Here is a 20,455-nt window from a genome sequence, read left to right as displayed (position 1 = left end):
ACTGTCTACGCAAAAGCCTGCTCAAGCGCCACACCCGCCCCGGTCAACCCGGAATACGGCGCGGTCACCAACCACACCGGAATGCCCTTGAAGTAGTCGCTCATGCAGCCTTTATCCGCAAAGCTCTTGGCGAAACCGCTGGCGATAAAGAAGTCGGCAAACCTCGGTATTACCCCACCCACGATGTAAACACCACCGCGCCCACCCGTGGTCAATACGTTATTGCCCGCCACCCGGCCCAGCCAGATACTGAACTGGTCCAGCACTTCCATGGCCACCGGATCACCGGCCAGCCCCGCTGCGGTAATAGCCTCGGGACTGTCCAGCACCGGAGTATGCCCGTCGACCGCACAGATGGCGCGGTACAGACGCGGCAACCCACCGCCACTCAACGCGGTTTCGGCGCTGACATGGCCAATCTCGTTGTAAATGTGCTGCCACAGCTGGGTTTCCCGCGGGCTGCTCAGGGGCAGGTCGACATGCCCGCCCTCCCCCGGCAGCGCCGCAAAGCGGCCAGCGCCCAAATCCAGCAACGTCCCCACACCGAGGCCGGTGCCCGGGCCGATCACTACGGCCGGGCGCAACGGTTCCGGCGTGCCTTGGCAGACCACGCGGAATTCATCGGGCTTGAGGCGCGTCATGCCCAGGGCCATGGCGGAGAAATCGTTGACCAGCAGCAGTTCATCCACCTGCAACGTTTGGCAGAACGCAGTCTTGCTCAGGCGCCAATGATTGTTGGTGAATTTAAATTCATCACCGCTCACCGGCCCGGCTACCGACAGGCACACCGCGCCGATATCGCCGACTTGCAGGCCCTCTTCCTTGAGGTAGACCTTGATGGCCTCCTCAGGGCTCGAGTGATCTGCGGTGGCATGCACGCGGATCGAATGCAGCTCCTGGTCCCGCCACAACGCAAAGCGGGCGTTGGTACCCCCGATGTCACCGACCAGCGCAAGTTTCACTTAAGCGTCTCCAAGGCACAGGTAAAGGCGCTGGCGCCCTGCTCTGCGGAGCTTGCGGCCAGGCGCATGAATGCAAACAGCTCACGACCGGCGCCCACGTTATTGCCCAATAGGCCCGTGGCAGGCGTGCGCGCTGCAAAAGTTGCGGCGTCTACCTTAAGCTCCAAGGTGCCGGTAACGCCATCCACACGGATGATATCGCCATCCTGCACTCGCGCCAGTGGCCCGCCGCTCTGGGCTTCGGGGTTGACGTGAATCGCGGCGGGGATCTTACCCGAGGCGCCGGACATACGCCCGTCTGTCACCAGCGCGACCTTGAAACCACGGTCCTGCAACACACCGAGGAAGGGCGTCATCTTGTGCAATTCGGGCATGCCGTTGGAGCGCGGGCCCTGGAAGCGCATCACCGCGACGAAGTCTTTTTCCAGCAGGCCGGCCTTGAAGGCGTCCGCCAGGTCCTGTTGGTCCTGGAACACCACCGCCGGCGCTTCAACAACCTGATGCTCCGGCGCCACCGCCGAGACTTTCATTACGCCACGGCCAAGGTTGCCTTCCATCACGCGCAGGCCGCCTTCGGGCGAGAACGCACGGGCCACCGGGCGCAGGATGGTTTCGTCGAGGCTTTCGATGGGGCCATCGCGCCAGACCAGCTCGCCGTCCACCAGGAACGGTTCCTGGATATACCGGCTCAGGCCCTTGCCGGCCACGGTGTTGACGTTTTCGTGGAGCAGGCCGGCTTCGAGCAGTTCGCGGATCAGGAACGACATGCCGCCCGCCGCCTGGAAGTGGTTGATGTCGGCCTTGCCGTTTGGGTACACGTGGGACAGGGTTGGCACCACCTCGGAAAGATCGGCCATGTCTTGCCAGGTCAGGATGATGCCCGCCGACATGGCGATGGCCGGCATGTGCAGGGTGTGGTTGGTGGAACCGCCCGTGGCGTTGAGGGCAACGATGGAGTTGACGATGGACTTCTCGTCGACAATCTCGCCGATCGGCGTGAAGTTGCCATTGGCCTTGGTCAAGCGGGTGACCTGATGCGCGGCCTCGCGGGTCAACGCATCACGCAGCGGCGTGTACGGGTTGACGAACGACGCGCCCGGCAAGTGCAGGCCCATCACTTCCATCAGCAGCTGGTTGGTGTTGGCGGTGCCATAGAAGGTGCAGGTGCCGGGGCTGTGGTAGGACTTCATCTCCGATTCCAGCAGCTCTTCGCGGCTGGCCTTGCCTTCGGCGTAGCGCTGGCGCACATCGGCCTTCTGCTTGTTGGAGATACCCGACGGCATCGGCCCGCCGGGCACGAAGATCATCGGCAGGTGACCATAGCGCAGCGCGCCCATCATCAGGCCGGGGACGATCTTGTCGCAGATCCCCAGCATCAGCGCGGCGTCGAACATGTTGTGGGACAGCGCTACCGCCGTGGACATGGCGATGACTTCACGGCTGAGCAGGCTCAGCTCCATCCCCGGCTCACCCTGGGTCACGCCGTCGCACATGGCGGGCGTGCCGCCGGCGAACTGGCCGACCGAGCCCACTTCACGCAGGGCTTTCTTTATTTGTTCAGGGAAATGTTCATAAGGCTGGTGCGCCGAGAGCATATCGTTATACGAAGAAACAATTGCCACGTTGGCGGCATTCATCATGCGCAGGCTGTTTTTATCTTCGGTGCCGCAACCGGCCACGCCGTGGGCGAAGTTGGCGCATTGCAGCTTGCCGCGCATCGGACCGTCGCTGGCGGCGCCGCGAATGAGCGCAAGGTAGGCCTCGCGGGTGGCGCGGCTGCGGGCGATAAGCCGTTCGGTGACCTCAAGGACGCGGGGATGCATGTATAGAACTCCAGGCTAACGGATGTGGCGACCTGAGTGTCTATGCTGATCAAACGCCCGCGGCTCATGGGATGGCAGGGGGTCGTTTGGATCATCGGACCAGTTGATTCAGGTCACTCGTTGTAGATTGAACAAAATATTGCCACTAAAAAGGCTTGTTTTCTATTTTTATGCGAATAATCTTGTAATTCTTACAACAAATCGACGACAGGCACTTTCCAATGACTCTACGTATCGCAATCAATGGTTTTGGCCGTATCGGCCGTAATGTCCTGCGCGCACTGTATACCCAAGGTTACCGCCAGGATTTGCAGATCGTCGCCATCAATGATCTGGGCGACAGCTCGATCAATGCCCACCTGCTCAAGTACGACACCGTGCATGGCACTTTCGATGCAGAGGTCGCCCACGATCAGGAAAGCCTGACCGTCAATGGTGACCGGATTGCCGTCAGTGCCATTCGCAACCCCGCCGACCTGCCGTGGGCTGCACACAAGATCGACGTCGTGTTCGAATGCACCGGTCTGTTCACCGACCGTGACAAGGCTGCCGCCCATATTACCGCCGGCGCACGCAAGGTGATCATCTCGGCACCGGCCAAGGGCGCGGATGCCACTGTGGTCTACGGGGTAAACCATGACATTTTGCGTCAATCCCACCAGATCATCTCCAACGCCTCGTGCACCACCAACTGCCTGGCGCCGGTGGCCCAAGTGCTGCACCGCGAACTGGGCATCGAAAGCGGCCTGATGACCACCATTCACGCCTACACCAACGACCAGAACCTTACCGACGTCTACCACACCGACCCGTACCGCGCGCGTTCGGCCACCCAGAACATGATCCCAAGCAAAACCGGCGCCGCCGAAGCGGTGGGCCTGGTGCTGCCGGAACTGGCGGGCAAGCTGACCGGCATGGCGGTGCGTGTACCGGTGATCAACGTGTCTCTGGTGGACCTCACCGTGCAATTGAAGAAAGAAGCCACCGCCGATGAGGTCAATGCCCTGCTCAAACAGGCCAGCCAGCATTCGAAGATCCTCGGCTACAACACCCTGCCGCTGGTTTCCAGTGACTTCAACCATAACCCACTGTCGTCGATCTTCGACGCCAACCACACCAAGGTCAGCGGCAAGCTGCTCAAGGTGCTGGCGTGGTATGACAACGAGTGGGGCTTCTCCAACCGCATGCTGGATAACTGCCTGGCGCTCTGCAACGCCGAGTAATCCCTGGGCTGGACTGTGTGAGCTGGCTTGTGTGGGAGCTGGCTTGCCTGCGATAGCATCACCTTGGTTTAACTGAAAGACCGAGTCGCCTGCATCGCGGGCAAGCCCGGCTCCCACACAAGCCTGGCTCCCACATGATCTCCAAGGCATCTCAAAGTGCCACTTGCCATTTCAGTTGATGATAAGCATTATCATTCACTGTAAATCGGTCTGGTATCACTGTGAGCCAATCTCGCTTCAACCACGTCTTTCTCACCCAACGGGTGATTCTGCTTCGCACTCTGCAGCGCATGGTCAAAAACCACAGCACTGCCGAAGACCTGCTGCATGAAACCTACCTGCGCGTGACTCGGGCCCTGAGCGAGCGGCCAATCGACCACCTCGAACCTTTTGTCTACCAGACAGCGCGCAACCTGGCGCTGGACCACCTGCGTTCACGCCGGATCCAGGCCCGCACGTTGCAGGAAGATGTGCCACTGGACGTGCTGCAAAGCGTCGCCGCCCCGGTCAGTACGCCGGAAGAAGCCACCCAGGCCGAGCAACTGCTGGAGCACTTGAGCGTCAGCCTCGGCCAATTGACCGCCCGCCAGCAACGGATTTTCATCCTCAGCCGCCTGCACGGTTGCAGCTACCAGGAGATTGCCGATCAATTGGGCGTATCCTTGAGCACCGTGCAAAAGGAACTGAAATTGATCATGGCCATCTGTGTAGGTGTGGCCGAACGGTTGGATCAGCCTTAAGCTTCACCCGACAGAGCTATCGATCCAAGCTGTAGGAAAGATGAATAGAACGTGGCGAAGACCCGAGGAACACCGTGACGGACCCGAATAAACTGCCACCCCATGAATTGGCTCATGAGGTGTTGCAAGACGCGGCCATGGACCAAGCCCTCGATTGGCTGATCGCCTTGCAGTGCCCGCAACCCGGGCAGCAGGCCGCGTTCGACGCTTGGCTGGCCGCAGATCCGGCCCACGTCCACGCCTTCAGCAAGGCCCAGGCCGCCTGGAGTGGCGCGCCAGTACACAGTGCCGCCGTAGCCCTCGCTGCGCCGCGCAAGCCAAGGGGTTGGCGCCGGGTCAAACCACATTGGAAACCCCTCGCTACCGCTGCCGTGCTGCTGATCGGCCTGTTCAGTTTCAGCAACCTGCCGGTGCGCCTGCAGGCTGACCACCTCACCGTGGTCGGCGAGCGCCAGCGCCTGCAACTGGACGATGGCTCCAAGGTGCTGTTGAACACCAACTCGGCGTTTTCCAGCAGCATCAGGGACCACCAGCGCATTGCCCGCCTGTACCAGGGCGAAGCGTTTTTCGAAGTAGCCCCCACCCGTGGCCTGCCCCTGGAAATCGACGCCGGCCCCGTACGCGCCAGCGTGCGCGACACGGCGTTCGCCGTGCGCTACCTCAATGGCGAAGCCCAGGTACAGGTGCAGCGTGGCGATGTCGACTTGAGCAACACCTTCGACGACGCCCGCGTGCGCCTGAGTGCCGGCCAAAGCATCCGCATCGGCCCCAAGGGGTTCGGGCAGCCGGCCAAGCTGGATGCCAGCAAGGACCTGGCCTGGGTCCAGGGCAGACTGGTGTTCGAAAACTGCCCGATGGGCGAAGTGCTGGCCGAGCTGCGGCGCTATTACCCAGGCTGGATCGTCAACAACAACGAGCAACTGGCCAGTGTCGCCGTCACCGGCAACTATCGCCTCGACCAGCCCCTGGATGTGGTGCGCTCCCTCGCCCACATCACCTCGGCCAAGCTGTCGGAATACCCGGCGTTGGTGATCCTGAACTAAATGAGAATTATTTTTACTCGATGTTAACCGGCAATACGTCTCGTTATAGCCAATGCAACTGATTCCTATTTGGTTCGGTTCGCAACTATAAGATACGTACCCCCGGAGCGCTCTCGATGTCCTCTCGTTTCAACCGCCGGTGTTCTTCGCCCGTCTTGTCCTTGCTGGCCGCTGCGATCCTGCTGGCTGGCACGCCCGTCATGGCCGCCACCGCCGCCGAGCCGCCCCCGCGCAGCCATGCAAATTACAATTTTAGCATCGAGCAGCAGCCGCTTGTGTCGGCACTCAATGCCTTTACTGCGGTAACCGGCTGGCAAGTCGGCCTGCCGGCCGAGCTGGGCCAGGGTGTGTCGTCCCCTGGCGTACGCGGCCCGTTGCCGCCAGAAAAAGCCTTGGACCGGCTGTTGGCGGGGACCAACCTGAGCTATCGCAAACTGGGCAATAACAACATCGTGCTGGAGAAACGGGCCGCAGGCGGCGCCCTCAGCCTGCAACAGGTGACCATCAGCGCCACCCGTAACGAACAGGATGTGAACAGCGTACCGAGCACCGTCAGCGTGCACGACCGCGAGGAGCTGGACCGCCAGAACGTCAACAACATCCGTGAACTGGTGCGCTACGAACCCGGCGTCTCGGTCGGCGGCGCCGGCACCCGTTCGGGTAATGCGGGCTACAACATCCGCGGCATCGACGGCGACCGCGTCCTTACCCAGGTAGACGGCGTCGAAGTGCCCGACAACTTCTTCAATGGCCCCTACGCCAAGACCCGCCGCAACTACGTCGACCCGGAAATCGTCAAGCGCATGGAGATTCTGCGCGGCCCGGCCTCGGCCCTGTACGGCAGCAGCGCCATCGGCGGCGCGGTGAGTTATTTCACCCTCGACCCGGACGACATCATCAAGCCCGGCAAAGACGTCGGCGCCCGCCTGAAGACCGGCTACAGCTCCGCCGATGAAAGCTGGCTGACCTCCGGCACCTTCGCCGGGCGTATACAGGACTTTGACGGCTTGCTGCACCTGAGCCAGCGCAACGGCCATGAAACCGAATCCTACGACGGCAACAACGCCACCGGCCTGGCCCGTACCGGCGCCAACCCGGAAGATGCGCGCACCACCAACGTACTGGCCAAGCTGGGCTGGAACTACGGGGACGACAATCGCCTGGGCCTGACCTACGAGAAGTTCAAGGATGACCGCGACGTCAACTTGAAGAACGCCGTGGGCGGCCCGTTCATCGGCGGTCGGGGCATGAACCTCTACCGTGCCCGCTCGGGCAACGACACCATTACCCGCGAGCGCTTCGGCCTGGAAAACAGCTTCGCCCTTGATTCACCGATTGCCGACCGCATCAAGACCAGCCTCAACTACCAGATCGCCAAGACCGACCAGACCACCGCCGAAATCTACCAGGCTGGCCGTCGTGTCCTGCGCACCCGCGATACCCTTTACGAAGAAAAACAGTGGGTCTTCGACGCCCAACTGGACAAGGCTTTCAGCCTGGGCGAAACCGACCACCAAGTGACCTACGGCACCACCCTCAAGCAGCAGAAAGTCACCGGCTCCCGCGAAGGCTCGGCCTCGTGCCTGGCGGTTGGCGCCGGATGCACAGCCACCGGCGCGCCCAGCCCTTCAGCCGGTGATAGCGTGAAAAAGGCCAGCGACTTCCCCGACCCAACCATCAACACCTACTCGCTGTTCGCCCAGGACCAGATCACCTGGGACAAATGGACCTTCCTGCCCGCCGTGCGGTATGACTACACCCGGCTCAAGCCCAAGCTGACCCAGGAATTCCTCAACACCGTCAACCCGACCGGCGCCTATGCCGTCGACGGCAAGGACAAGACCTGGAATCGCGTAACACCCAAGTTCGGCCTGACCTATGCCCTGACCGATCACTACACCTGGTTCGGCCAATACGCCGAGGGCTTCCGTACCCCGTCGGCCAAGGCCCTGTACGGGCGTTTTGAGAATCTTGATCTGGGTTACACCGTCGCTCCTAACCCCGACCTCAAGCCGGAGACCAGCAAAGGCATCGAAACCGGGATTCGCGGCAAATTCGACGAAGGCTCCTTCGATATTGCGGTGTACTACAACAAGTACCGCGACTTTATCGACGAAGACAACGCCGTGGTCGGCGGCACTGTGGAACAGTTCCAGGCCGTGAACATCAAGCGCGCCACCATCAAGGGCGCGGAAGCCAAGGGCCGCCTGAATCTGGATGCCTTCGGCGCGCCGAAGGGCCTGTATACCCAAGGTTCGATTGCCTACACCTACGGTCGCAACGACGACAATGGCGAACCGCTCAACAGCGTCAACCCACTCAAAGGCGTGTTCGGCCTGGGCTACGACCAGGACAACTACGGTGGCTTGCTGAGCTGGACCCTGGTGAAGAAACAGGACCGCGTCGACGGCACCACCTTCCACGCCCCCGACGGAAGCACCGACGGCCCGTTCAAGACTCCGGGCTTCGGCATCCTCGACCTGACTGCCTACTACAAGGTCAGCAACGACGTGACCATCAACGGCGGCCTCTACAACCTCACCGACAAGAAGTACTGGAACTGGGATGACGTGCGCAGCTACGACAGCGTCGGCGAAGCCGCGGTAACCGGCCCGGCCAACCTCGACCGCCTGACCCAGCCCGGTCGCAACTTTGCGGTCAACCTGATCTGGGACATCTGACCCAGCCGCCTTACCTCGCCGGAATCCATCAGCGGCGGGGTGAGGATTTTTTACTGTGCCACGTCTTCTTGTTCGTCTAGTTGATAACAGCTCTCTTTAAGGGCACCCAGGCGCTTACCTTCTCAAGGACTTTTTACATGACCGCTTCTCCTACCGCAGAACGCCCGAGCCTGCGCTCCCAGCGCCTGAACCAGATCACCAACGAGCCGCACACCAAGCTGGATGCGTTGGTGAAGGCTCATGCGCCGTTCGAAACCCAAGCCAACTTCGCCCGCTTCGTAGTGGCCCAGTACCTGTTCCAGTCAGAGCTGGTGGCCCTGTACAACGATGCCGAACTGATCAAGATCGTCCCGGACCTGGCCGCACGCTGCCGCGCCGAAGCCGCCAAGCTCGACCTGGCAGACCTGGACACTGAAATCCCGGCCCCGGTGGCCGGTGCGGTGAAGAATCCGAGTAAAGCCGAGGCCTTGGGCTGGCTGTTCGTGTCCGAAGGCTCCAAGCTGGGCGCCGCGTTCCTGATCAAGCGCGCCGTCGGCCTGGGCCTCGGCGAAACCTTCGGCGCCCGTCACCTGGGCGAGCCGGCCGGTGGTCGCGCCGAAGGCTGGAAAAGCTTCACCCGCACCCTCGACAGCCTGGAATTCAGCGCCGAGGAAGAAGCTGCAGTGGAAAAAGGCGCGATCGATGCGTTTGTGCGCTTCACCGTGTTGCTGGAACAGGCGTACGCTAGCGCCCCAGAACTGGCGTAAGTGTTCCGGTAAACAGCGGTTCAATGTGGGAGCTGGCTTGCCTGCGATGGCAGTGGGTCAGCTCCAGATGTTTAACCTGATGCACCGCTATCGCAGGCAAGCCAGCTCCCACATTTGGGTGCATTTCATGGCTGATAATGTGTAAACCTTCCCACCAGAAAACTGCAGCATGACAGGCAAACCCCAATCCTCCTCCAAAATCGCCCAGCTCCTCTTCGGCCTGCTGGCCTACGTCAGCCTGGGGATCGGCCTGGTGGCGATTGTCATACCGGGTTTGCCGACCACCGAATTCATCCTGCTCGCCGCCTGGGCCGCCACCAAAAGTTCACCGCGCCTGAGCGCCTGGCTGGAAAACCACCGCTTGTTCGGGCCTATCCTGTTCAACTGGCGCAACGGCAGGATCATTGCGCGCCGGGCCAAGGTCAGCGCCACCGTGAGTATGTTGCTGTGTGCCGCCTTGATGCTGGTGATGCTGGATCACGGCTGGGCGGTGTACCTGGCCATTGCCGGGATGAGCCTGGGCAACCTGTGGATCTGGTCTCGCCCCGAGCAACTGGCACGGCCCATATAGGGCTGCATGTAGGCGTTATCCTACCGCTCATCGCCTATTCCTCATGAATCGATTTGTGACGCCGATGTTTCAGGCATGGCGCCGAATGGACTTGGCTCTGCTGCCCGCATTCCAACAAGTCATCCGTGAGTGAACCTATGTTCGACACCCTCTCCATTCGCCTGAAAATAGTGCTGCTGTCCGGTCTTTGCCTGTTGGGGGTCATTGCACTGGTGGTCGGCATCAATATCTACAACACCAACCAGAACGACCTATTGGTCAGTGACTCAAGCTCACGAATGCTGACCGCCAGCGTGGAACAGCTGCTGCAAGCCAAGGCAGCCGAACAGGCCGGGCACTTGCAAAAGACCTTCGGTGAAAATCTGCTGGTGGTCACGGCTCTCGCCGACCAGATCAAAGACCTGCGCCAGCTGGGGACCAAGCGCTCTCTTGAAGCCGGCGCCCTGCGCGAAGAAATCAACCAAAGCGTAAAAACCGCATTCGAGCGCAACACCAAGGTGCTGGGCATTTGGCTGTCGTTCGAACCCAACGGGCTGGACGGCAAAGACAGCGAATTCGTCGACGACAAAGCCCGCGTCTCCAACGAAAAAGGCCGCTTTTCCAGCTACTGGAGCCGTGCCGGCGGTGAAGGCCTCAACACCATCATGGTCGAGGATGACCTGACCAAGACCACCCTCAACCTCAGCGGCACGCCCTACAACATTTGGTATACCTGCCCACGGGACACCCGCAGCACCTGCCTGCTGGACCCATACGAAGACACAGTGGCCGGTAAACCTGTGCTGATGACCACCATTTCCCTGCCACTGATCGTCGATGGCAAAGTCATTGGCGTCGTCGGCATCGATATCGCCCTCACTGCCCTGCAAGCGACCACCGATGCCGCACAGACAGACCTGTTCAACGGCGCAGCGCACCTGGAGATTTTGTCCAGCACCGGCCTGATCGCAGCCTATAGCGGTGAACCGGCCAAGGTGGGCAAGAACCTGATCGACAGCCTCGGCGCCGAAGGCAAGGAAATCGTGCAGCTGCTAGCCACTGACCGGCCCGTGATCCGCGAGCAGAACGACATCATTCGCGCCGTGTACCCGGTCAAGCCGATTGCCGATGCCAAGTCCTGGGGCGTGGTGATCAAACTGCCGAAAACCGTGATGCTGGCCGATAACGTCAAGCTGCAAGCGGTGCTCGACGAGGCCCAGGCCAGCGGTACCCTCAAAGCCTTGCTGGTGGCAGCGGCTGCCGGCCTGTTGGGCTTGCTGCTGATCTGGCTGACCGCCACCGGCGTCACCCGGCCGATCAACAGCGTGGCCGCCATGCTCAAGGACATCGCCAGCGGCGACGGCGACCTTACCCAGCGCCTGGCGTACGCCAAGAAAGACGAACTGGGCGAGTTGGTGAACTGGTTCAACCGCTTCCTCGACAAGCTGCAACCGACCATCGCGCAGATCAAGCAAAGCATCACCGAAGCCCGTGGTACGGCGGATCAATCGTCGGCCATCGCGCGCCAGACCAGCGAAGGCATGCAGGTGCAGTTCCGCGAAATCGACCAGGTGGCGACCGCCTCCAATGAAATGAGCGCCACTGCCCATGAAGTCGCCAACAGCGCCTCGAATGCTGCCAGCGCGGCACGCGGTGCCGATCAGTCGGCCCGCGAAGGCATGTCGATCATCGAGCAGAGCACCCGTGATATCACCACCCTTGCCGAGGAAGTCAGCAAAGCGGTGAGCGAAGTCGAAGCCCTGGCGATCAACAGTGAACAGATCGGCTCGGTCCTGGAGGTGATCCGCAGCATCGCCGAACAGACCAACCTGCTCGCATTGAACGCCGCGATTGAAGCGGCACGCGCCGGCGAAAGCGGGCGTGGCTTTGCGGTGGTGGCCGACGAAGTACGCAACCTGGCCAAGCGCACCCAGGATTCGGTCGAGGAAATCCGCCTGGTGATCGAACGTATCCAGAGCGGCACCCGAGGCGTGGTAGCGACCATGCACTCCAGCCAGCAACAGGCCCAGAGCAATGCCGGACAGATCCACCAGGCGGTGCAGGCCCTGGGCAAGATCAGCGACGCGGTCACCGTGATCAGCGACATGAACCTGCAAATCGCCAGTGCCGCCGAAGAGCAGAGCGCAGTGGCCGAAGAGGTCAACCGCAACGTCTCGGCGATTCGCACCGTGACCGAAACCCTCACCGGCCAGGCCACCGAGTCGGCGGCGATCAGCAGCCAGCTCAATGCACTGGCCAGCCAGCAGATGAAGTTGATGGATCAGTTCAGGGTATAGAAAATGTGGGAGCGGGCTTGCTCGCGAAGGCGGTGTGTCAGTCACCTGATCTATTGACTGAGCCACCGCCTTCGCGAGCAAGCCCGCTCCCACAGGGAATTACAGGCCGGTCCAGGCCTGGACGAACGGCGTCAGGTCTTCCTTCGGCGCCGTACGCGGCGGGTTCTGCGGCGTGCCGAGGTAAAGAAAGCCAATCACTTCTTCATCCGCCGTCAGCCCCAACCCTTTGGCTACATGGGCCGAGTAGGACAACTCCCCGGTCCGCCACACCGCACCAATTCCCTGGGCATAGGCCGCCAACAGGATGCCGTGGGCTGCACAGGCCGCCGCCAGCAATTGCTCGGACTTGGGCACCTTGAAGTGCTCTTGCAGGCGCGCAATCACCACCACCACCAACGGCGCACGCAGCGGGCCGTTCTGGGCCTTGTCGATGACCGCCTGGGGAGCGTCGGCATCTTGCAGGCGCGCGGCCTCGGCCAACAGCGTGCCCATCTGCTCACGGGCCGCGCCTTCTACGGTAAGGAAACGCCAAGGGCGCAGCTGACCGTGGTCGGGCGCACGCATGGCGGCGGCGAACAACAGGTCGCGCTGCTCCTGGGTCGGTGCCGGTTCCAGCAGACGTGGCACGGAAACACGGTTGAGCAAAGCGTCGAGAGCCTGCATTGGCCACCTCCAGAAAAAAATGTGCAGTCATTCTAGCGGGAATGAATCCGGATGCCACCAAACGATAATTGCTCTTATTCAAACCGCCCTGCCCTGTTAGACTTTGCGACCACATTTTCCGACCGTTTCCAGGAATTCCGATGTTCCGTGCGCTTTTTTGCCTGTCCGCAGCGTTGATGGCTTTAAGCCTGACCGCTTGCGACGACGCCCCCCGCTTCACCAAGGCCGAGCCGGGTGAGTCGCGGTCCGGTGGCGCGACGACGGTGAACAAGCGCGACCAGAACGCCTTTTCCCTGCCCTCGGCCAACCTGGCGCCCACCCGCCGCCTGGATTTCAGCGTCGGTAACAGTTTCTTCCGCAGCCCCTGGGTGATCGCCCCGTCCACCACCACGGCACGGGATGGCCTGGGCCCGCTGTTCAATACCAACGCCTGCCAGAACTGCCATATCAAGGACGGCCGGGGCCATCCGCCGCTGCCTGATGCGCCGAATGCGGTGTCTATGCTGGTGCGCCTCTCCATCCCTCTCTCCATTACAGAGCGCCCCTCCTACGCCAAGCTCATCGAGCAACTCGGCGTGGTCCCCGAGCCGGTGTATGGCGGGCAGTTGCAGGACATGTCCGTGCCGGGCGTCGTTCCGGAAGGCAAGGTGCGGGTCGACTACAGCCCTGTCCAAGTCAGCTTCAAGGACGGCACCGTCGTCGAATTGCGCAAACCCGACCTGCAAATAACCCAGCTCGGCTACGGCCCGATGCATCCTGATACACGCTTCTCCGCACGGGTGGCACCACCGATGATCGGCCTGGGCCTGCTCGAAGCGATCAGCGACGCCGATATCCTGCGCAACACCGACCCCAAGACCGCCGATAAAGACGCCATCGTCGGCCGCGCCAACCGGGTCTGGGATGACGCCCAGCATAAAACCGTACTCGGGCGTTTTGGCTGGAAAGCCGGGCAACCCAACCTCAATCAACAAAACGTTCACGCCTTTTCCGGTGATATGGGCCTCACGACCTCCTTGAGGCCTTTCGATGATTGCACCGACGCCCAAGTGGCCTGCAAGCAGGCGCCCAACGGCAATGGCCCTGACGGCGAGCCGGAAGTCAGCGACAATATCCTGCGCCTGGTGCTGTTCTACACCCGTAACCTCGCGGTGCCCGCGCGCCGAGGCGTCAACACACCGCAGGTGCTGGCCGGCAAGAACCTGTTCTACCAAGCCGGTTGCCAGGGCTGTCACAAGCCGAGATTCACCACGGCCGCCAACGCCGCCGAACCCGAGCTGGCCAACCAGGTGATACGCCCCTACAGCGACCTGTTGTTGCACGATATGGGCGAAGGCCTCGCCGATAACCGTACCGAATTCAAAGCCTCTGGCCGCGACTGGCGCACCCCGCCGTTGTGGGGCATTGGCCTGACGCAAGCCGTGAGTGGTCACACCCAGTTCTTGCATGACGGCCGCGCCCGCAACCTGCTCGAGGCCGTGCTGTGGCATGGCGGTGAAGCACAAGCGGCGCAGCAGCATGTGTTGTCGTTCAATGCCGAGCAGCGTGCCGCGTTGCTGGCGTTCCTGAATTCTTTATAAGCTTTGCCCCACTTACAGAAGGGAGCTCGACATGTTTCGTCCCAAGTTGTTGTTCACCAGCCTGGCCGCCCTTGCCCTCGGCGCCTGCTCGCCCCAGGACCCGCAAGCGGTGACCTCGGCGGCCATCGCCAAGCAAGTGATACTGCCGACCTACAGCCGCTGGGTTGAGGCCGACCGCCAACTGGCCGTCAGCGCCCTGGCCTACTGCCAGGGCAAGGAAAGCCTGGACACCGCCCGTGCCGACTTCCTCCACGCGCAAAAAGCCTGGGCCGAGTTGCAACCGCTGCTGATCGGTCCGCTGGCCGAGGGCAACCGTGCCTGGCAGGTGCAGTTCTGGCCGGACAAGAAGAACCTGGTCGGTCGCCAGGTCGAGCAATTGGTCAGCGCCCAGCCGCAGATCGATGCCGCCGCCCTGGCTAAATCCAGTGTCGTGGTGCAGGGCCTGTCGGCCTACGAATACATCCTCTACGACGCCAAGCCAGACGTCGCCGACGAAGCGCAGAAAGCCCGCTACTGCCCACTGTTGATGGCCATCGGCGAGCGCCAGAAAGTCCTGGCCGAAGAGATTCTCGCCAGCTGGAACAGCACCGACGGCATGCTCGCGCAGATGACCAAGTTCCCGAACCAGCGCTACGCTGATTCCCACGAGGCCATTGCCGACCTGCTGCGTGTGCAAGTGACCGCCCTGGACACCCTGAAGAAAAAACTCGGCACGCCCATGGGCCGCCAGACCAAGGGCATCCCGCAGCCGTTCCAGGCCGATGCATGGCGCAGCCAGTCGTCGCTGCAAAGCCTGGAGGTGAGCCTCGCCGCGGCCCAGACCGTGTGGGTCGGCGTCGACAACAAAGGCTTGCGTGGCCTGCTGCCGGCGGACCAGAAGCCGTTGGCCGAGAAGATCGACGCCGCCTATGCCGCGTCCTTGAAACTGTTCGCCAGTAACCAGCGCAGCCTCAACGAACTGTTGAACGATGACGCCGGGCGCCAGCAGCTCAACGACATCTACGACAGCCTCAACGTGGTCCACCGCCTGCATGAAGGCGAGCTGGCCAAGGCCCTGGGAATCCAACTGGGCTTCAACGCCAACGACGGTGACTGATGATGCTCAGGCGACAGGCTTTGGCGGTGGGCAGCGTGCTGCTCAGCGCCCTTACGTTGGGCGGCTGGACGCTGTTCAAAGGCAAGGATAAAGGCCCGCTGCTGCTGTCGGCGCGGGATGATGCCGACGGCAAGCACTACGCCGTCGGCTATCGCCTGGATGGCAAGCAGGTGTTTGCCACCCGGGTCGGCCAGCGCTGCCACGACATCATCAACCATCCGACGTTGCCGATTGCGCTGTTCGTCGCCCGCCGCCCGGGCACCGAAAGTTACCTGATCGACCTGCGTGATGGCGCGCTGTTGCAAACCATCAGTTCGAACGCCAACCGCCATTTCTACGGGCATGCGGTGATCCATAAGAGCGGCGACTGGCTGTACGCCACCGAGAACGACACGTCTGACCCCGGCCGCGGCCTATTGGGTGTGTATAAGTTCGAAGGCGAGCGGCTGGTGCATAGTGGCGAGATTTCCACCCACGGCATCGGCCCGCATCAGGTCTCCTGGATGCCCGACGGCGAAACACTGGTGGTGGCCAACGGCGGTATTCGCACCGAAGCCGAAAGCCGGGTAGAGATGAACCTCAACGCCATGGAGCCGAGCCTGGTGCTGATGCACCGCGATGGCACCTTGATCAGCAAGGAAACCCTGGGCCAGCAGATGAACAGCGTGCGCCATATGGGCATCGCCAACGATGGCACTATCCTCACCGGGCAGCAGTTCATGGGGCCGTCCCAGGAACGCTCGGAGTTGCTGGCGATCAAGCGCCCGGGCCAGCCTTTCGTGGCGTTTCCGGTGGCTGATGAGCAGTTGCAGGCGATGGGGCACTACACCGCCAGCGTGGCGGTGCACAGCGAACTGCGCCTGGTGGCACTGACCGCGCCACGGGGCAATCGCTTCTTTATCTGGGACATGGACAGCGCCGAGCTGCGCCTGGATGGGCCGCTACCCGACTGCGCCGGTGTGGGTGCAGTAGCCGATGGATTCGTCGTCACGTCAGGCCAAGGGCGATGCCGCTTCTATGATTGCCGCCAGTCAACGCTGCTGGCCAAGCCGCTGGAATTACCGGCCGGCTTTTGGGATAACCACCTGCACCTGATCTGAAATACCCCTCTGTAGGAGCTTCAGGCATAAAAAAAGGGCCTCGCATCGCAAGGCCCTTTTTTTGGGGGCAATCGTTTCAACTCTGCGGCTTCATCGCTTGAGACATCCCGAACATGAATAACAGCAATTCATGATCAGGCTTGGCCGCCACACTCGCCTTGGCAATGCGTGGCAACAGGCATTGCCCACCGCCATCTACCGCACTGAGCACTTGTGTGCGAGGTTGTTCCCACACCGCCAGGGCCAGGGCTGAAACGCCCAACGCCCCGACCAGGAACAAACCTCGTGCTATTTCTAGCTTCATCTGATTAAACCCTTGATAGCGCTGCCAAACGCCGTCTCGTAAAAGTAGCTGAGTTTTTTCCAGTCGGTATCATTCCACGACGAATGGCGGCGCAATTGCAGCATGTCATGGGACGCGGCCCGATAAGCGGTCAAGCGTTGGCGACATTTTTCAAAGTCCAGCAGGGCCACTTCTACAGTCGCCGCCTCGGGCTCGCCGGTGACCCGCACGAAGATGTGCTTGATATACAGGCAACCGTGCTGCCAGCGGCCTTTATGCATGCGGGCCAGGGTGCCGGCCAATTCCTGCAGCAAGCGCTCGTGGACGGCCTCGCCATACTGTTCACGGCCGCCAGCGGCGTACCAGTTTTCGATCTCGTCGAAACCGTCCAGGGACGCAGTGACCAGCAGGGCTTTCCATTGGTGCTCCGGGTCGCGTCGCGCCTCGCAGAACACCAGCTCCGGCACGCGCACATCCAGCAAACGCAGGCCCTTGAGGGCATCACGTTCACGTAGCACGGTCGGGCGCCCAAAGGGGTGCAGCCAACTGCGGTAAATATGGCCGGTCTGGCGCTTGCTATAGAGCAACCGCCCGTTGGGGCCTACCACACGCTGCACGCCGCTTTCGCCACCACGTCGGCGATTGGGTTCTTCAACCCACTCGCCTTGCTGACGCCAGAAAAAATCAAATCGTTCTTCGGGAGCTACATGACTGCCTGCTACGCACTCAACTGCCATCCTGTTACCTCTTGCGCAATACATATACTCGCCACATGGCGTAGAGCGGTATGAAGTCCAGGGATTCCTGAACACGGAAACCGGCCTGCTCGAATTCTGCCTCGACAGTAGCAGCCGGTAACACAAACCGGTTTTGGTAACCTTCCTGCTCACCTCGTTTGCGACGACGTACTTCGCTGCGCTTGCGCTTCCAGGCCTTGAAATTGCCATCTACCCACAGCGAAATAATCACGCTGTCACGGGTAACCCGCTGAAACTCGCGCAATATTGTCAGCCTGTGCTCAGGCTCACCGATGTGGTGCATCAAGCGCATGCAGAAAATACTGTCGACGGAGTTATCTGGCAAATCGATATCAAAGGCAGATGTCTGCAAAGGGCGTACCCGTTTCACCACATCCGCCGGTTGGGCGGTAGTGGCGATCTTCAACATCGACGCCGAATTGTCAGCCCCGATAATTACACGGTTGGGTTTTTCGGCCAGCAACGGCCAGAAGCGTCCAGCGCCACAAGGCAGATCCAGCACCAGACCGGGTTCACCGGCCATGGCCAGCGCACCGCGCGCCAGTTGCTCGTCGCGTTTGTGGGACAACCGGCGAGCCAGATTGTCCTGATGTTTGAGCAAATATTGTTGCGCGTGTTGATCGTCGTACTTTTCGGAAAATTCCAACTTGATTGGGGAAGGCATCGCACGTCTCCAGTAACTGATGCCTACAACCTTATGCAGCGAACTGTGATCAACAGGTCAACTCATTGTGAAAATCTTGTCCTGTCCAACTGCATACATTTCAAGACTTTACAGAAACATTCAGTAGCATGGGGCCATCTTCGCTGAAAAGCGGGCACTCTGCATCAGCAAAACGACAGACTGAACGGTCAGGATTTGACCTGGCTCAACTCCACGTGAAATCGGCAGCCATTGGGTTCCATGGTGCTCAAACTCACGTTCCAGCCTTGGCTCTCGCAGATCCGTTGCACCAATGAAAGGCCCAGGCCCAGACCCTCGCCGCGGTTCTCGCTGCCGCGTACAAACGGCTCGAACATCGCTTCGCGTTTTTCTTCGGGAATGCCGACACCGGTGTCCTCCACCACGAAGCCACTGGGCTCCAACGTGAGGCGGATAAACCCGTGCTCGGTGTAGTGCAGCGCGTTACGCAGCAAGTTGCCCATCACCGCGTGCAAGAAAGTGGTGTTGTAGCGGGTATCCAGCGGGTTGCCTGGTCGGTAGATCAACTCCAGGCCTTTTTTCTCGATAGGCTCGCGCCAGATACCGAGCAGGTCTTCGGCGACCTGGCTGAGGTTGCCCTGGGGCGCAACGGCAGCATCATCGTGCTTGGCGCGCGCCAGCATCAGGAAGGTCTGCACCAGTTCGCGCATTTCTTCACAGGCACGGGCGATGCGCTCCACCTGGCGGCGCCCACGTTCATCAATGGCCGGGTTTTCCAGCAACAGTTCGCAGGAGCTGGCCAATACCATCAAGGGCGTGCGCAACTCGTGGCTCACATCGCTGGTAAACAGTTGCTCGCGGGACAGCGCCTGACGCAAGCGGCCCAGGGTGGCGTCGAACGCCACCGCCAGCTCGCCCACTTCATCGGCAGCATAATCCGGGGCCAGGGGCGGGGCCAGGCCCAGCAGTTGGTCACGATGACGCACCTGGCGAGCCAACCGCACCACCGGCGCCATCACCTTGCGGGCCAGCACCCAACCGAGGAATACCGCCAGCGCCAGGCTGAGCACGAACCCCACCAGCACCACGGCAAACAGCACACGCTCACGTTCTTCGAAATCGCTTTGGTCTTGCAGCAGCACATAACGCCGGCCATCGATCACCTCGACCATGGCGTGATACGACAGCGACTCGCGAAACACCTCATGAAAACCCGGCTCCAGGTGGCGCAGATCCTTGGGCAGTTCGAAATCGCCGCGCCCGCCACTGAAGTAAAACAGCTGGTCCGGCTCCGGCCGGTGGCTCCAGTCTTCGACACTGTCCATCAACAGCAGGCGTTGCAGGTCACCGCCCAGGCCAGCCGAGATCAACTTCTCTTCCACCAGGTGCACCGTCGCAACGATCCCCATGGCGAAGGCCCCCGCCACCAACGCACTCATCAAGGCAAAGGCGATGATGATCCGCTGGGCAAGGCTTTGCTTAAACTCCATCACGACCCTCGGCCAAGCGGTAACCCACGCCGTGCACCGTTTGCAGCAACGGCTTGGCGAATGGCTTATCGATCACCTGGCGCAATTGGTGAACGTGGCTGCGCAGGCTGTCGCTGTCCGGGCAATCATCGCCCCACAGCGCTTCTTCGAGTATTTCCCGGCGCAGTACGTGCGGGCTCTTCTGCATCAACACCGCCAGCAGTTTCAGGCCAACGGGGTTGAGCTTGAGCAGACGCCCTTCGCGGGTGACTTCCAATGTGTCGAGGTCGTAGTTCAGGTCACCCACCTGCAGGGCACGGCGCCCGCCACCCTGGGCACGACGCAGCACCGCCTCGATACGCGCGGCCAGTTCCGATAAGGCGAATGGCTTGAGCAAGTAATCATCGGCGCCAGACTTGAAGCCCTGCAGGCGGTCGTCCAACTGGTCACGGGCGGTGAGCATGATCACCGGCGTATCGCGGCGCGCGTCTTCGCGCAGGCGTTTGCAGAGGGTGTAGCCATCGATGCCGGGCAGCATGATATCGAGCACGATCAGGTCGTAATGCTCGGTGGCCGCCAGGTGCAGGCCCGACAAACCGTCCTGCGCACAATCCACTGTATAGCCTTTGAGCCCGAGGTAATCGGCCAGGTTGGCGAGGATATCGCGGTTGTCTTCAACCAATAGAATTCGCATGGGCAGTGTCTCCGTACGCGGTAACAGCCGTGTTGGCTCGCGCAGCTTAAGGCCAAGCGGGGTTCAGGGATAGAGCTGAAAGACCCACCGATAAGGGTATTCAA

Annotated in this window: 18 protein-coding genes; 10 read left to right on the top strand and 8 right to left on the bottom strand. The window is 61.3% G+C overall.

Going from position 1 to position 20,455, the window contains the following annotated elements; all coding sequences use genetic code 11:
* Nucleotides 1-5: 5 nt before the first annotated feature.
* Together TU73_RS17360 and edd are read right to left on the bottom strand one after the other, a co-directional pair.
* Nucleotides 6-962, bottom strand: a complete 957-nt coding sequence (locus tag TU73_RS17360) for a glucokinase (RefSeq protein ID WP_057013242.1) — start codon at nt 960-962, stop codon at nt 6-8.
* Nucleotides 959-2,785 carry a phosphogluconate dehydratase gene (gene edd, locus TU73_RS17355; RefSeq protein ID WP_057013241.1) on the bottom strand — a complete coding sequence of 609 codons (1,827 nt, stop codon included), beginning with the start codon at nt 2,783-2,785 and terminating at the stop codon, nt 959-961. The genes TU73_RS17360 and edd overlap by 4 nt, the downstream gene beginning before the upstream one ends.
* A 221-nt stretch (nt 2,786-3,006) precedes the next feature.
* Here edd and gap point away from each other — a divergent pair, with 221 nt between their 5' ends.
* The 7 genes from gap to TU73_RS17320 all read left to right on the top strand — a co-directional run bounded on the left by gap (nt 3,007) and on the right by TU73_RS17320 (nt 12,065).
* A complete protein-coding gene (gene gap / locus TU73_RS17350) occupies nt 3,007-4,008 on the top strand; it encodes a type I glyceraldehyde-3-phosphate dehydrogenase (protein ID WP_005791003.1) in 1,002 nt (333 codons plus the stop codon).
* A gap of 221 nt (nt 4,009-4,229) precedes the next feature.
* Nucleotides 4,230-4,748: an RNA polymerase sigma factor gene (locus TU73_RS17345; RefSeq protein WP_057013240.1), complete on the top strand. Its 519-nt coding sequence runs from the start codon at nt 4,230-4,232 to the stop codon at nt 4,746-4,748.
* Between the two features lie 74 nt (nt 4,749-4,822).
* Nucleotides 4,823-5,791, top strand: coding sequence for a FecR family protein (locus tag TU73_RS17340; protein WP_057013239.1), 969 nt, complete (start codon nt 4,823-4,825; stop codon nt 5,789-5,791).
* A gap of 116 nt (nt 5,792-5,907) precedes the next feature.
* On the top strand, nt 5,908-8,472 hold the full coding sequence (locus tag TU73_RS17335) for a TonB-dependent receptor (RefSeq protein WP_057013238.1): 2,565 nt from the start codon (nt 5,908-5,910) through the stop codon (nt 8,470-8,472).
* A gap of 137 nt (nt 8,473-8,609) precedes the next feature.
* Nucleotides 8,610-9,218 carry a biliverdin-producing heme oxygenase gene (locus TU73_RS17330; RefSeq protein WP_057013237.1) on the top strand — a complete coding sequence of 203 codons (609 nt, stop codon included), beginning with the start codon at nt 8,610-8,612 and terminating at the stop codon, nt 9,216-9,218.
* Nucleotides 9,219-9,387: 169 nt separating this feature from the next.
* Complete coding sequence (locus TU73_RS17325; protein WP_057013236.1) at nt 9,388-9,789, top strand: YbaN family protein; 402 nt, start codon at nt 9,388-9,390, stop codon at nt 9,787-9,789.
* Nucleotides 9,790-9,926: 137 nt separating this feature from the next.
* Nucleotides 9,927-12,065 carry a methyl-accepting chemotaxis protein gene (locus tag TU73_RS17320; protein ID WP_057013235.1) on the top strand — a complete coding sequence of 713 codons (2,139 nt, stop codon included), beginning with the start codon at nt 9,927-9,929 and terminating at the stop codon, nt 12,063-12,065.
* Nucleotides 12,066-12,164: 99 nt separating this feature from the next.
* Here TU73_RS17320 and TU73_RS17315 read toward each other — a convergent pair whose 3' ends face one another.
* Nucleotides 12,165-12,728, bottom strand: a complete 564-nt coding sequence (locus TU73_RS17315) for an NAD(P)H nitroreductase (protein ID WP_034115818.1) — start codon at nt 12,726-12,728, stop codon at nt 12,165-12,167.
* Nucleotides 12,729-12,868: 140 nt separating this feature from the next.
* On the opposite strand from TU73_RS17315, the gene TU73_RS17310 reads away from it, so the two are divergent.
* From TU73_RS17310 to TU73_RS17300, 3 genes are read left to right on the top strand one after another with little or no spacing between them, the layout of a single operon-like run.
* Nucleotides 12,869-14,308, top strand: a complete 1,440-nt coding sequence (locus TU73_RS17310) for a di-heme oxidoreductase family protein (protein WP_057013234.1) — start codon at nt 12,869-12,871, stop codon at nt 14,306-14,308.
* Between the two features lie 31 nt (nt 14,309-14,339).
* Nucleotides 14,340-15,404, top strand: a complete 1,065-nt coding sequence (locus tag TU73_RS17305) for an imelysin family protein (RefSeq protein WP_057013233.1) — start codon at nt 14,340-14,342, stop codon at nt 15,402-15,404.
* 2 nt (nt 15,405-15,406) lie between these two features.
* Nucleotides 15,407-16,504, top strand: coding sequence for a DUF1513 domain-containing protein (locus TU73_RS17300; protein WP_057013232.1), 1,098 nt, complete (start codon nt 15,407-15,409; stop codon nt 16,502-16,504).
* A gap of 76 nt (nt 16,505-16,580) precedes the next feature.
* Here TU73_RS17300 and TU73_RS17295 read toward each other — a convergent pair whose 3' ends face one another.
* The 5 genes from TU73_RS17295 to colR all read right to left on the bottom strand — a co-directional run bounded on the left by TU73_RS17295 (nt 16,581) and on the right by colR (nt 20,351).
* A complete protein-coding gene (locus tag TU73_RS17295) occupies nt 16,581-16,808 on the bottom strand; it encodes a hypothetical protein (RefSeq protein WP_043051098.1) in 228 nt (75 codons plus the stop codon).
* Entirely contained in the window at nt 16,805-17,524 is a 720-nt protein-coding gene (locus TU73_RS17290) for a lipopolysaccharide kinase InaA family protein (protein ID WP_057013231.1), read from the bottom strand. The genes TU73_RS17295 and TU73_RS17290 overlap by 4 nt, the downstream gene beginning before the upstream one ends.
* A 4-nt stretch (nt 17,525-17,528) precedes the next feature.
* Nucleotides 17,529-18,209 (bottom strand): class I SAM-dependent methyltransferase, encoded by a 681-nt coding sequence (locus tag TU73_RS17285; protein WP_057013230.1) that lies wholly within the window; start codon nt 18,207-18,209, stop codon nt 17,529-17,531.
* Nucleotides 18,210-18,397: 188 nt separating this feature from the next.
* On the bottom strand, nt 18,398-19,678 hold the full coding sequence (locus TU73_RS17280; RefSeq protein WP_057013229.1) for a sensor histidine kinase: 1,281 nt from the start codon (nt 19,676-19,678) through the stop codon (nt 18,398-18,400).
* Complete coding sequence (gene colR, locus TU73_RS17275; protein ID WP_003208587.1) at nt 19,668-20,351, bottom strand: two-component system response regulator ColR; 684 nt, start codon at nt 20,349-20,351, stop codon at nt 19,668-19,670. The genes TU73_RS17280 and colR overlap by 11 nt, the downstream gene beginning before the upstream one ends.
* Between the last annotated feature and the right edge of the window lie 104 nt (nt 20,352-20,455).

This window comes from Pseudomonas libanensis (assembly GCF_001439685.1).
GTDB lineage: Bacteria > Pseudomonadota > Gammaproteobacteria > Pseudomonadales > Pseudomonadaceae > Aquipseudomonas > Aquipseudomonas libanensis.
Note: the sequence above shows the minus strand (reverse complement) of the source record. Positions and strands in the feature narration are given on the sequence as shown.